Raw genomic sequence first — 12,524 nt, 5'->3', positions numbered from 1 at the left:
CGCCGGCCGACCCGGCGCCCGCCCCCGCCGCCGCCGGAGCCCGCGCCCGTACCGGTGCCGGTCCCTGTACGGGTGCCGGTCCCCGTACGCCTGCCACCGCCCATGCCCATGCCCGTGGCGCCGGGCTGCTGACGAATCTCGGGCCGTGGCCCATGGTGAGAGGAAACGGATCATGACGGAGATGACGGTCGCTGTGACCGGGGTGGGGGCCCTCACCCCCGCCGGGCCCGATGTGCGGGCGTTCTGGGACGGCCTGTGCGGCGGGCGGTCCTTCGCCCGTACGCTGCCCGAACTCAGCGGTACCCCCGTGGACTTCGCCTGCGCCGTCGAGGGGATCGACGTCGACGCCGTGATCGGCGGGCGGTCCGTGTGGCGGATGGCCCGGTTCGCGAAGCTCGCGCTGATCGCCGCCAGGCAGGCCGTCGCCGACGCCGGACTCGACCCGCTCACGTGGGACGGCGGCCGGGTCGGCGTGGTGCTCGGCGTCGGCGTGGGCGGGGTCTCCGTACTGATCGACAACGCGCGGAAGCTGGACGCCGACGGGCCGCAGGCGGTGTCCCCGCTGCTCGTGCCGATGATGATTCCGAACGCGGCGGCCGGCGAGGTCGCCATCGCGCTCAGGGCCAAGGGCCCCAGCCTGGCCCCGGCGACCGCCTGCGCGTCGGGGGCGACCGCGATCGCCGTCGCGAAGGACCTGCTGGCCACGGGGCAGTGCGACGTGGTGGTGGCCGGAGGCGCCGAATCGGTGCTGACACCGCTCGTGATGACGGCTTTCGCGCGGATGGGCGCGCTGTCGCGCCGTACGGACGACCCGGGCGCCGCCTCGCGGCCGTTCGCGGGCGACCGGGACGGCTTCGTCCTCGGCGAGGGCGCGGCGATGCTCGTACTGGAGAGGGAGGCCGAGGCGCGCGCCAGGGGCCGCGTGCCGCGCGCGCTGCTCGCCGGGGCCGGCTCCAGCACCGACGCGTACCACCCGACGGCCCCGCAGCCCGAGGGCCTGGGCGCGCAGGCGGCGATCGAGGCGGCGCTGCGGGACGCGGGCTGGAGCGCGGAGGACGTCGGGCACGTCAACGCGCACGGCACGTCCACCCCGCTCAACGACGCCATGGAGGGCGTGCTGATCGACCGCGTCTATCCGCACCGGCCGCCGGTCACGGCGCCGAAGGGCGCGCTCGGGCACACGCTCGCAGCCGCCGGTGCCATCGAGGCGGTGGCGGGCGTGCTCACGCTCCAGTACGGCGTCATTCCGCCGATCGCCAACCTCGACGCGCCCGCACTGGAGTTCGACCTCGACTGCGTCGTCAAGGAGCCGAGAGCGCAGCAGGTGGAGACGGTGGTGAGTCACTCGTTCGGGTTCGGTGGACACAACGTGGCGTTGGCGTTCCGACGCGCCTGATCGACCAGTGAGGAAAGGGTGTGCGGCCGAACGGATGATCGGTGGTTTTTAGTGCGGAAGAGTCGTTTCTTCGATTTCCGCCGATCGTTCTTCTCGCGTGACCGTAATGATCAACGACAGCGATGCCGTGGACTCCACGGCGGACCGGCTGAGGCGTGTGCTGTTCGGGGAGAATTTTGACCGGGAGCACGGTCCGTGGCGCCGAATTGCGGCCGCAGAACCGTTCCGCCGCTGTCCCGGCGCGACCTCCGCCGAGCGGTTGTCGACGGCGTACGACAGGCTCCGTACCGTCAACGACTCGCTGCGGAGCCCGGAGAGCCTGGTCGCCGACGCGCGCGGGCTCGTCGCGCTGCACGAATGGCTGGGTCCGGTGGACCCGGCCTTCACGACCGTCGCCGGCATCCACTACAACCTCTTCCTCGGCAGCCTGCTGGACCATTCGGCGGACAGCGGCCGTGACCTGTCGGAGTTCCTGACGCTGCGCGGCGTCGGTACGTTCCTCTGTACGGAGGTCGCACACGGCAACGACGCGGTGGCCGTCGAGACGACAGCGACCTACGACGGCGACCGCGACGGATTCGTCCTGCGCACCCCGCACGCCGGCGCCCGGAAGTTCATGCCCAACACCAGCCCCACCGGCGGCCCCAAGACCGGACTGGTGGCCGCCCGGCTGCTCGTGGACGGCGCGGACCACGGCGTCTTCCTGTTCCTGGCGCCGCTGACCGACGCGGACCGGGCGCTGCCCGGCGTACGCGTACGGCGGCTGCCCGCCCGGATGGGCAGCCCGGTCGACCACTGCCTGACCTCGTTCGACGACCTGTTCGTCGGGCGCGAGGCGCTGCTCGGCGGTGAGCAGGGGCGGCTCGACGGCGACGGGACGTTCAGCAGCGAACACCCCAACCGGAGGCGGCGCTTCCTGGCCTCGATCGGCCGCGTCACCATCGGCAAGCTGTCGATGAGCGCGTGCGCCGTCGGCTCGGCGCGGCTGACGCTGGCGCTCGCCGTACGGTACGGCGGGCACCGCCTGATCTCCGGCTCCCGGGGCGCCGAGCGGGTACCGGTGTTCGCGCACCGCACCCACCACGGGCCGCTGGTCGAGGCCCTGGCGACGGTCTTCGCGATGAGCCTGCTGCACCGGGAGGCGCTCGACACCTGGGAGGGGCGCACCGAGGCGACCAAGGACGAGGCCGAGCGTTTCGTCGCCGTCACCAAGGGGTGGATCACCTGGCGGGCCCGCGAGGTCATCGTGGAGTGCCGGGAGCGCTGCGGGGCGCAGGGACTGCTGGAGGACAACGGCATCAGCGAGTTGATCGCCGGTATCGAAGGCGTGATCACCGCCGAGGGCGACAATGTCGCGATCCACGCCAAGGCGGCGGCCGAGATGCTGTTCGCCGCCGCCTTACCGGCGCGCGACGGCGAGGAGCCGCAGGCCACCGCCGCGCCGGGCGACCTCGGTGACCCGCGCTTCCTCGGCGAACTCCTCGCCGCCGTCGAGGACGTGTGGCTGGAGCGCGCCCGCGCCGGCATGAGCCGGACCCCGCACGGCGACCCGCTGGCCCGCTGGAACGCCGCTTCCGGCGCTGGGCTGCGCGCCGTCGAGGCGCACGCGTACCGCAGGGCGGGCGAGGCGTACGCGGCGGCGGTGGACGCGCAGGAGCGCGGATCGGCGGCCCATGACGTACTGCGCGACCTCCACCTGCTCTTCGCCCTGCGGTGGATCGACCGCAACAGCGGTGACCTGCTCGCCGGTGACCTGCTGACGCCCAGCCAGGTCGACGAACTGCCCGAGACCGTCGAGCGGCTCATCGCCGGGCTGGCCCCCGAGGCGCCGATGCTCGTCGAGGCCTTCGCCCTGCCGGAGGAGCTGCTGGCCGACCTGCCCATCGCCGGGGCGGGGTACGCGGACGCGTACGGCGGGGCCCACGGCGAGACGACCGGCGAGGCGGACGAGCCGCTCGAACCGGGTCGGCACGGGCCTCCGGTGTCCACACCCTGAACCCCAGTACCCCGTACTGGACGGAACCCCTCGAAAGGACATGCCATGACCACTATCCACCCCAAGATCACCGAGGTACTCATCGAGACCTTCAAGGTGCCCGTAGCAGACATCAGCCCGGACGCCACGATGGACAGCCTGGAAATGGACTCCCTCGCCGTCGCCGAGTTCGCCGTCATCATCAGGGAGACGCTGGGGATCGACACCGACGCGGAGGGGCTCCTCAAGGGCGCCTCCCTCGCCGGCATCACCGCGTTCCTCTACGAGAACCAAGCTGTGGTGGGCGTTCCCCGATGATCCGGCCCGCCATCGCAGTCACCGGTCTCGGCATGATCACCCCGGCCGGGAACGACACCGAATCCACCTGGGACGGGGTGTGCGCCGGCGTGTCCGCCGCCCGTACCGTCCCCGAACTGCACGGCTGTCCCGTCGACTTCGCGTGTCCGGTCAGCGGTATCGACCTGGACGCCGCTGTCGGCGGACGTACGGCCTTCCGGATGGGCCGTTACGTCAAGTTCGCGCTCCTCGCCGCCCGTGAGGCGGTCGCCGACGCCGGTCTCGACCCGGCGACCTGGGACGGCACCCGGGTCGCCGTCGTCGTCGGCACCAGCAGCGGCGGGTCGGCGAGCCTGACGGAACAGGCCGTGGCGCTCGACCGTCGCGGCGCCGAGTCCACCTCGCCGTCGGGCATCCTGCTCACCATCCCGAACATGCCCGCCGCCGAGATCGCCATCAAGATGCACGCCACAGGCCCCAGCATGGCGCCGTGCACCGCCTGTTCGTCGGGGGTCACCGCGCTGTCCGTGGCGCGCGACCTGCTGGCCACCGGGCAGTGCGACATCGCGGTCGCCGGGGCGACCGAGTCGATCATCTTCCCCGTCGCCATGACCGGGCTCGCCCGCTCGGGAGCCGCCGCCATGGCGGAGCCCGGCGACGACCCGGCTCTGCTGTGCAGGCCCTTCGCCGCCGACCGCGCGGGACTTGTGATGGGGGAGGGCGCCGCGATCATGGTGCTGGAGCGCGAGAAGGACGCACGGGCGCGCGGAGCGGCGCCGCGTGCGCTGCTGGCGGGCGCCGGCGCCACCACCGATGCTCATCACCCCACGAGCCCACATCCCTCGGGCGCCGTCGCCCAGCGCGCGGTCGAGGCCGCGCTGCGCGACGCGGGCTGGAGCGCGTACGACGTCGAACACGTCAACGCGCACGGCACGTCCACTCCTCTGAACGACGCCACCGAAGCCGCGCTGATCAGCCGTGCGTACCCGCGCAGGCCGCCGGTCACAGCTCCGAAGGGCGTACTGGGGCACTGCATGGGGGCGGCGGGTGCGATCGAGGCAGGCCTGACCGTGCTCACGCTCCAGTACGGTGTCGTACCACCCATCGCGAACCTGGACGCACCAGCGGTGGAGTTCGACATCGACTGCGTCACCAAGCAGCCGATGCGGCTGCGGATCGACCGGGCGGTCAGCCATTCGTTCGGCTTCGGCGGACACAACGCGGTGGTGGCCTTGCAACGGGCCTAGTCGCACGTGCTGCTGCTGCTGATTCTGCTGGTTCTGCTTGTTGCTGTCGCCTTTGTTGTGCGTACGGATTCGATGCCCCTGGCCACCCTCACCAGGGGCATCACCTGTCCCACCGGCTTCTCCCACCAGCCTTTCTCCGCCTCACCTCTCACTCCTCGCTCTCCGCTTCTCCCTTCTCGCGCTCTCCGCTCTCTTTACTCTCTTCACTCTTCGCATTTCATATTTCCTGGAGGCCTCACCCATGAGCAGGCACATGCCGCTCCGGGGACGTACCGCCGTCATCACGGGCGCCGCCCGTGGCGTCGGCGCGCAACTCGCCCGCGCACTCTCCGAGCGCGGCGCCACCCTCGCCCTCGTCGGCCTGGAGGAGGACGAACTCCGCTATGTGGCCGCCTCGTTGCCCGGTGAGTCCGAGCAGTGGCTCGCGGATGTCACCGACGTCGACGCGATGCTCCGTACGGCACGGGCCGTCGAGGACCGCTTCGGTACGGTCGACATCGTCGTCGCCAACGCGGGCGTCGCGGCGGGCGGTCCCTTCCGGCACTCGGACCCCGGTGCGTGGCGGCGGGTCATCGAGGTCAACCTCATCGGCAGCGCGATCACCGCGCGCGCCTTCCTCCCCGCGCTGCTCAACTCCCGTGGCTACTACCTGCAGATCGCCTCGCTCGCCGCCCTCGCCCCGACGCCGCTGATGACCGCGTACTGCGCGTCGAAGACCGGCGTCGAGTCCTTCGCGCACGCGTTGCAGGCGGAGGTCGCCCACCACGGCGTACGCGTGGGGGTCGGCTATCTGAGCTGGACGGACACGGACATGGCCAGGGGTGCGGCGCGCGACGACGCGCTGCGTGAGCTGCGCACCACGATGCCCTGGCCGGCCAGGAACACCTGCGCGCTGGTCCCGGCCGTGGACCGTCTCGCGGACGGGATCGAGCGCAGGGCGCGTCATGTGTACGGGCAACACTGGCTGCACGCGGCCCAGTTGGTGCGGGCCTTCCTGCCGGTGGTCGTGTCCCGGCACGCGACGCGCCGGATGCGGGAGCTGGAGGGCCGGGCGGCGGCGACCCCGACGACCTTGCTGGGGGCGGGCGGTGCGGCGGACACCCTGCATCGGCGTCGCCCGCCGGAGCGGCCTTCCGTACGCGAATGGAGCTGACGGGGGCGGGTTCGGGGGCGTGTTGGTGAACCGGGGGCCTTCAGGCCTCCCGCACCGCGACGACCACGTACAGCGTCACCACCGCCAACAGCGGCCCGGCCGCCAGGTGTTGGAGGAAGCCCTCGCCCGCTTCGGCGGTCAAGTACCCGGCCGCCACCGCGCGTTCCGTGTTGCGCCGGAAACCGAAGATCCGGTCGGCGGCCTGAACGTCCCTGAAGACGGCGGGAACCGGGACGACCGACGGCACAGCGAACCCGGCCCGGACGGCCTCGCGCGCCAACTGCCTGCCGATGACGCCGTTGCGGACCACCCGGTCCGTGATGTGGCGGGTGTACGCGCGCGAGACATCGAGGTCGGGGTGGTCGACGGCGAGCGAGTCCCAGTCGGGCTCGCCCATGACGAGCCGCCCGCCGGGCCGCAGCACGCGCCGGGCCTCCGCCAGGGCCCCGGCCGGGTCCGCCACATGCTGGAGCACGCGCTCGGTCCGTACCCGGTCGACGCTCGCGTCCGCCAGCGGGAGCGCGTGCAGGTCGCCGCGCCAGGCGCCGACCTGGGGCAGGTCCGCCGTACGCTCGCGGGCCTCGGTGACCATCGCGGCGTCGCTGTCGAGGCCGATCACCGTGCCGGAGGGGGTGACCTCGGCTGCGAGATCGCGGAGATCCGTACCGGGTCCGCAGCCCAGGTCCAGCACCGTGTGACCCGGCCGTACGCCGAGCCCGTCCCGTATGACCCGCTTGTACGCGCCGGCCGCGTCGGTCGCGGCCAGTCGGTCCAGGTAGCGGGTCGGGTCGGGGACGGCTGCTTCGAACATCTGGTCGGTGACGTGCGCCATGGACCGCAGTTGCCTGTCGAGCGCCGCGCGGCCGAGCGGGGTGAGCCGTACCGGGCGCCGGCGGCCCTGCCCGTCGAGGGGCTCGATCAGCTTCTTGGCCTGGAGGCGGTCGAGCGCGCCGTAGAGACTGCCGGCTCCGAGCGGTTCGCCCGACAGCTTCTCGATGGCCGCGTTGATGGCGTACCCGTGCAGCGGGCCGTCGGCCAGCGTGCAGAGGACGAGCGTCTGGGCGTCGTGCGTGCGCATGGCTGCCTTTCGCGTTACGGGTGAGGTGGGCGTTAGTACGATCCGCGTACTACGCGGAGCGTACTAGAGCCACCCGGCGGCTGTCCCGGTCGCAGTCCCGATGGCTGTCCCGATGGCTGTCGCGGCGGCCGGCCCGATGGCCGGGGCGGAAAGTTCTCGGAAGAATTCAGAGGAATGTCGGCGGAGCTGTCGATCCAGGCGTCCCCCGTTCGACATACAGGTGAGAGGCGGGGAACAGCCCCGCTCTTCCGAACGAGGAGCCACCATGCCGCGCTACCTGACGCTGATCCGCGTCGACGAGAAGAACCCTCCCGCCGAGGGCATCACCCCCGAGCTTCAGGAGCGGATGGGCGCGCTGATGGAGGAGATGACCAAGGCGGGCGTCATGCTCGACACCGGCGGGCTCGCCCCGACGTCCGAGGGCACCCGCGTCACCTGGTCCGGCGGGAAGCTGTCGTACACCGATGGCCCCTTCACCGAGACCAAGGAGGTCATCGGCGGCTACTCCCTCGTCCAGGCGAAGGACAAGGCCGAGGCGATCGAATGGACCAAGCGCTTCCTCCACACGCACGAGGACTTCTGGACCGTCACCGCCGAGGTCCGGGAGATCGTCGGAGGCTGAGCCCCGGCGCCGTCAGCGGCCCACCCGGATCCGGCCGCGCTTGCCCCGTCACCGCGGTGCTGTTCTGATGAGTGGCCGTGACGGCAGTGAACGCGGTGGAAGCGGTATTCAGGATCGAGTCGGCGCGGATCATCGCCGGTGTCGCGCGGATCGTACGAGACGTGGGCATCGCCGAGGAGCTCGCGCAGGACGCTCTGGTCGCCGCGCTGGAGCAGTGGCCGGAGTCGGGCGTCCCGGACAGGCCGGGCGCCTGGCTCATGGCCACGGCGAAGCACCGCGCCATCGACCTCGTCCGCCGCAAGGAGACGTACGCGCGGAAGCTGGCGGAGGTCGGGCGCGCGCTGGAGGACGTACCGCCGCCCGGCGGCGACGGTACGGATGCCATGGACGCCGTCGACGACCCCGACTCCATCGACGACGACCTGCTGCGGCTGATCTTCACCGCCTGCCATCCGGTGCTCTCCACCGAGGCCAGGATCGCGCTCACGCTGCGGCTGCTCGGCGGGCTCACGACCGAGGAGATCGCGCGCGCCTTCCTGACCGCCGAGCCGACCGTGGCCCAGCGCATCGTCCGCGCCAAACGCGCCCTCGCGAAGGCGGGCGTGCCCTTCGAGGTGCCGTACGGCTCCGACCGCGCCGCGCGCCTCGGATCCGTACTGGAGGTGATCTACCTCGTCTTCAACGAGGGCTACTCCGCGACCACGGGCGACGACTGGCTGCGGCCCGCCCTGTGCGAGGACGCGCTCCGGCTGGCGCGGGTGCTGGCTGGGCTGATGCCCGAGGAGCCAGAAGTCCACGGCCTGGTCGCGCTGTTGGAGATCCAGGCGTCCCGTACGGCGGCCAGGACAGGCCCCGAGGGGGAGCCGGTACTGCTCGCCGACCAGAACAGGACCACCTGGAACCGGATGCTGATCGGGCGCGGCCTCACCGCCCTGGAACGGGCGAACGCGCTGGGCGCGGCCCCGGGACCGTACGCCCTCCAGGCGGCGATCGCCGCCTGCCACGCGGCCGCGGTGCGGTACGAGGACACGGACTGGCCGACGATCGCCACCCTTTACGGCCGCCTCGCCGCGATCACCCCGTCCCCGGTGGTGGAGCTGAACCGGGCGGTCGCGGTCGCGATGGCGGAAGGCCCGGCGGCCGGCCTGGCGCTGGCCGACGCCCTGGCCGGCGAACCCGCCCTGAGGAACTACCACTTGCTCCCGAGCGTGCGCGGAGACCTGCTGGCCCGCCTGGGCCGCACGGCAGAGGCACGCACGGAGTTCGACCGCGCGGCAACCCTGACCCGCAACGAACGGGAACGAGGGCTACTGCGCGCGCGTGCGCACCAGTTGGAGGACGAGCGTCCTGCCGTCCAGCGCCGTGACCGGCGTGATTGATTCAGGCGCGATCCGTCGACCTGGGCGCTCAGGAGCCCGTCGGGCGGGGCCAGGGGCGGCCCTCTTTTTCTTCGATCGTCGTGTTGAAGCGCAGCAACGCGTCGGCGAGGGTGGCGACTTCGTCCGCCGTCCAGTCGGCGAGGACGATGCCGAGGCCGTTGGTGGCCCAGGCGCGGTTGGCGTGCAGGCGGCGCAGGCCCTCGTCGGTGATGCGGAGCTTGCGGGCCATTCCGCCGTCCGGGTCGGCGATGCGTTCCGCCAGGTCCGTACGGAGGAGCGCGGCCGTCTGGCGGTTGACGGTGGAGGCGTCGAGGCCGAAGGCGTCGGCGAGTTGGCCGATCGACAGCGGGCCCTCCATCTCGATCCGGCTGAGTACGAGGTACGCGCTGCGCTCCAGCCGGTCGCCCGGCGGGCAGTCGGAGGACGATCCCATCGCGGCGTGGCGACCCGCCAGCCTCAACTCGCGCTCTATGGTCGCGATCTCCTTCTCCACGGCTGCCTCCGCTCCTCGGGTCGTGGTCGTGGTCGTGGTGTGCGTGGGGCGTGGGGGGCGCGCCCGCGGGTTCGTCCACCCTACCTTGATGGGTATGCATGGCGCACATCGCGTGCACCATGCATACTGCGTGCATGATGCATAACCTCATAGCCCGCCTGGAGAGAACATGAGCGCCACGGCCTCGCCGATGTCCCCCGTGCCTCCGGCGTCCCCGGCGGCACCGGCCTCGCGTACCCATGTGATCGTCGGTGTCCTCGCCGCCGCCGGGATCGTGGTCTCGGTGATGCAGACGCTCGTCGTCCCGCTCATCCCGGACCTGCCCCAACTGCTGCACACCTCGGCGTCCAACGCGTCCTGGGCCATCACCGCCACCCTGCTCGGCGGCGCCATCGCCACCCCGGTCGTCGGCCGGCTCGGTGACCTCTACGGCAAGCGGCGCCTGCTGCTCATCAGTACCGTGCTGCTCGTCGTCGGCTCGCTCGTGTGCGCGCCCGCCGACTCGCTGGCGCCGGTGGTGATCGGCCGGATGCTGCAAGGCTTCGGCATGGGCGTGATTCCGCTCGGGATCAGCATCATGCGCGACGTACTGCCGCCGGAGCGGCTCGGCTCGGCCATGGCCGTGATGAGTTCCTCGCTCGGTGTCGGTGGCGCGCTCGGCCTGCCGATCTCGGCCGCCGTGGCGCAGGGCACCGACTGGCACGTGCTGTTCTGGGGCTCGGCGGGCCTGGGCCTGGTGGTCGGCGTACTGATCTTCCGGCTGGTCCCCGAGTCCTCGGTGACCGCGCGCGGCAGGTTCGACGTGGTCGGCGCGCTCGGTCTGTCGGCCGGGCTGCTGTGTCTGCTGCTGCCGGTGTCCAAGGGCGGCGACTGGGGCTGGGGAAGCGGGACCACGCTCGGCCTCTTCGGTGCCGCCGTGGTGATCCTGCTGCTCTGGGGCGTCTGGGAGTCGAAGCACCCGGCGCCGCTGGTGGACCTCCGTACCAGCTCGCGCCGTCCGATCCTGATGACCAACCTCGCGTCGATCGTCATCGGTTTCGCGATGTACGCGATGTCGCTGGTGGCCCCGCAGTTGCTCCAGCTCCCGGGGACCACGGGCTACGGCCTCGGACAGTCGATGCTCGCCGCCGGCCTGTGGATGGCGCCGGCCGGACTGGTGATGATGGCCGTCTCACCCTTCGCTGCCCGGCTCTCCGCGGCCCGTGGCCCGAAGATCTCGCTGCTCGTCGGCGCGCTCGTCATCGCGTGCGGCTACGGGCTCGCCCTCGGGCTGATGGGCAGTACGTGGGGAGTGGTCGCCTTCGCCGCGGTCGTCAGCGCGGGAGTCGGCTTCGCGTACGCGGCGATGCCCGCGCTGATCATGAGCGCGGTTCCGGCGTCGGAGGGCGCTGCGGCCAACGGGCTCAACAGCCTGATGCGCTCGATCGGCACCTCAAGCGCGAGTGCGGTCATGGGCGTGGTGCTGGCCCATATGACCACGACCCTGGGCCCGGTCTCGATACCCACCGAGGCGGGCTTCCGGGCGACGTTCATGATCGGCGCGGGCGTGGCCGTGGTGGCCGCCCTGGTGGTCCTGGGCATCCCGGGCCGGGCGCGGGCGGGACGGCCCGTACCGTCGGCCGAACCCTCGGCCGGAGTGCCGGCCGAGGTTCCGGGCGAGTCGCTTGTGCCGGAGGCCGTGAAGGACGCGCGGTAGAACGGCTGGACGCGCGGTAGATCGTCGCTGTACAGGAGTACGCGGGACGGTGGCGCGCCGCTTCAGCGGCGCGCCACCACCGGCTCCAGCAGGCTCAGCGTCCGGCCCGTGGCGTCGACGTCCGCGCGGATGCCCAGCGGCAGGGGCAGGTTGGGGGACGCGTGCCCGAAGTCGACGTGGCCGAGCACCGGCAGGTCGCGGTCGCCCAGGACGTCGAGGAGCACCTCCCGTACGGTCGGCGGGTTGTCCCCGCAGCCCCGCACCGAGATCTTCTCCGGGATGCCGACGACCATCGCCGCGATCCGGTCCAACACCCCCGACAGGCGCAGGACATGCAGGTTGTTCCAGACCTCCTGCATCGGACGGTCGTCCTCCTCCCAGAAGAGGACGGCGCCGTCGAAGCGTTCCGGCGGGAGCGCGAAGCCGGTCGCCTGAATCCGCGCGAGCCTGTTGAGCAGGCCGCCCACCAGGCGTCCCCGCGCCCGCCCCGGCCGCCAGCACTCCCACTCGGTCGCGGCCGGCAGCGGCCCCGGCGCCTCGGGTTCGGTCAGGACGCGGGTGTAGAGGCTGATGAGTTCGTCGCGGCGCTCCGTGCCGATCAGCTCGTACCAGTCCTTGCCGAAACCGTGGGTGGCGAGGTCCGCGTGGAGCCCGACCAGGCCCGTACGCGCGTGCAGCGCGAGGTGCAGCGTCGAGATGTCGCTGTAGCCCAGGATCGGCTTCGGGTCGGCCCGGACCGCGTCGAGGTCGATCAGGTCCAGGTAGCCGAAGACCGCCTGGCCGCCGGTGTGCGCGACGATCGCCCTGACCTCCGGGTCGCGGAGCAGCGCGTTCAGTTCGGCGGCCTGCTCCGCCGGTGAACCGGCCGCCCACCACCGCCGCCGGTCCGGGGAGACCAGGGGGGTGACCCGCACGCGGAACCCCATCTCCTCCAGTACCGCGACACCGCGCGCGAGAAGCGCTTCGTCGGCGGCGTGGAGAGGGCCGGACAGTCCGGCGACCGCGACCAGGTCGCCGGCCGACAGCGCCTGGGGGCGGAGGACGTCGGGCAGTTCGTGCATCGTGGATCCCTCGTTCGTCCAGCTTGGCTCGTTCGTCTCACTATGATCTTGCGGTGGCTTTACTGCGACAAGGTTGCAGTTACGGCCTGGTGGCATGAAGGTGGCATGCGCGGCCCACAACAGACGC

11 protein-coding genes are annotated in these 12,524 nt (G+C 72.0%); 8 read left to right on the top strand and 3 right to left on the bottom strand.

Features of this window, described 5'->3' with window-relative positions:
- Nucleotides 1-172 precede the first annotated feature (172 nt).
- From QR77_RS18650 to QR77_RS18630, 5 genes are all read left to right on the top strand, one after another.
- Nucleotides 173-1,396: a beta-ketoacyl-[acyl-carrier-protein] synthase family protein gene (locus QR77_RS18650; RefSeq protein ID WP_040023045.1), complete on the top strand. Its 1,224-nt coding sequence runs from the start codon at nucleotides 173-175 to the stop codon at nucleotides 1,394-1,396.
- Nucleotides 1,397-1,502: 106 nt separating this feature from the next.
- A complete protein-coding gene (locus QR77_RS18645) occupies nucleotides 1,503-3,392 on the top strand; it encodes an acyl-CoA dehydrogenase (RefSeq protein WP_173476440.1) in 1,890 nt (629 codons plus the stop codon).
- A 45-nt stretch (nucleotides 3,393-3,437) separates the two neighbouring features.
- Nucleotides 3,438-3,689, top strand: a complete 252-nt coding sequence (locus QR77_RS18640; RefSeq protein ID WP_040023043.1) for an acyl carrier protein — start codon at nucleotides 3,438-3,440, stop codon at nucleotides 3,687-3,689.
- Nucleotides 3,686-4,915 carry a beta-ketoacyl-[acyl-carrier-protein] synthase family protein gene (locus tag QR77_RS18635; RefSeq protein WP_040023041.1) on the top strand — a complete coding sequence of 410 codons (1,230 nt, stop codon included), beginning with the start codon at nucleotides 3,686-3,688 and terminating at the stop codon, nucleotides 4,913-4,915. The genes QR77_RS18640 and QR77_RS18635 overlap by 4 nt, the downstream gene beginning before the upstream one ends.
- Nucleotides 4,916-5,156: 241 nt before the next feature.
- Nucleotides 5,157-6,068: an SDR family oxidoreductase gene (locus QR77_RS18630; RefSeq protein WP_040023040.1), complete on the top strand. Its 912-nt coding sequence runs from the start codon at nucleotides 5,157-5,159 to the stop codon at nucleotides 6,066-6,068.
- A gap of 40 nt (nucleotides 6,069-6,108) precedes the next feature.
- Here QR77_RS18630 and QR77_RS18625 read toward each other — a convergent pair whose 3' ends face one another.
- On the bottom strand, nucleotides 6,109-7,146 hold the full coding sequence (locus QR77_RS18625) for a methyltransferase domain-containing protein (RefSeq protein ID WP_040023039.1): 1,038 nt from the start codon (nucleotides 7,144-7,146) through the stop codon (nucleotides 6,109-6,111).
- Between the two features lie 265 nt (nucleotides 7,147-7,411).
- Between QR77_RS18625 and QR77_RS18620 the strand changes: the two genes are divergently transcribed.
- Nucleotides 7,412-7,768, top strand: coding sequence for a YciI family protein (locus QR77_RS18620; protein ID WP_040023037.1), 357 nt, complete (start codon nucleotides 7,412-7,414; stop codon nucleotides 7,766-7,768).
- Between the two features lie 77 nt (nucleotides 7,769-7,845).
- The gene (locus QR77_RS18615) at nucleotides 7,846-9,147 is read left to right on the top strand and encodes a DUF6596 domain-containing protein (RefSeq protein WP_040023035.1); all 1,302 of its coding nucleotides are present in this window, start codon (nucleotides 7,846-7,848) and stop codon (nucleotides 9,145-9,147) included.
- Nucleotides 9,148-9,175: 28 nt separating this feature from the next.
- On the opposite strand, the gene QR77_RS18610 is transcribed toward QR77_RS18615, so the two are convergent.
- Nucleotides 9,176-9,640 carry a MarR family transcriptional regulator gene (locus tag QR77_RS18610; protein WP_040023034.1) on the bottom strand — a complete coding sequence of 155 codons (465 nt, stop codon included), beginning with the start codon at nucleotides 9,638-9,640 and terminating at the stop codon, nucleotides 9,176-9,178.
- Between the two features lie 190 nt (nucleotides 9,641-9,830).
- On the opposite strand from QR77_RS18610, the gene QR77_RS18605 reads away from it, so the two are divergent.
- Nucleotides 9,831-11,336: an MFS transporter gene (locus QR77_RS18605; protein ID WP_040028226.1), complete on the top strand. Its 1,506-nt coding sequence runs from the start codon at nucleotides 9,831-9,833 to the stop codon at nucleotides 11,334-11,336.
- Between the two features lie 62 nt (nucleotides 11,337-11,398).
- Here the strand turns inward: QR77_RS18605 and QR77_RS18600 are convergent, their stop codons facing one another.
- Nucleotides 11,399-12,397: a S66 peptidase family protein gene (locus QR77_RS18600; protein WP_040023032.1), complete on the bottom strand. Its 999-nt coding sequence runs from the start codon at nucleotides 12,395-12,397 to the stop codon at nucleotides 11,399-11,401.
- Nucleotides 12,398-12,524: the final 127 nt, after the last annotated feature.

The organism is Streptomyces sp. 150FB, assembly GCF_000818195.1.
GTDB lineage: Bacteria > Actinomycetota > Actinomycetes > Streptomycetales > Streptomycetaceae > Streptomyces.
Note: the sequence above shows the minus strand (reverse complement) of the source record. Positions and strands in the feature narration are given on the sequence as shown.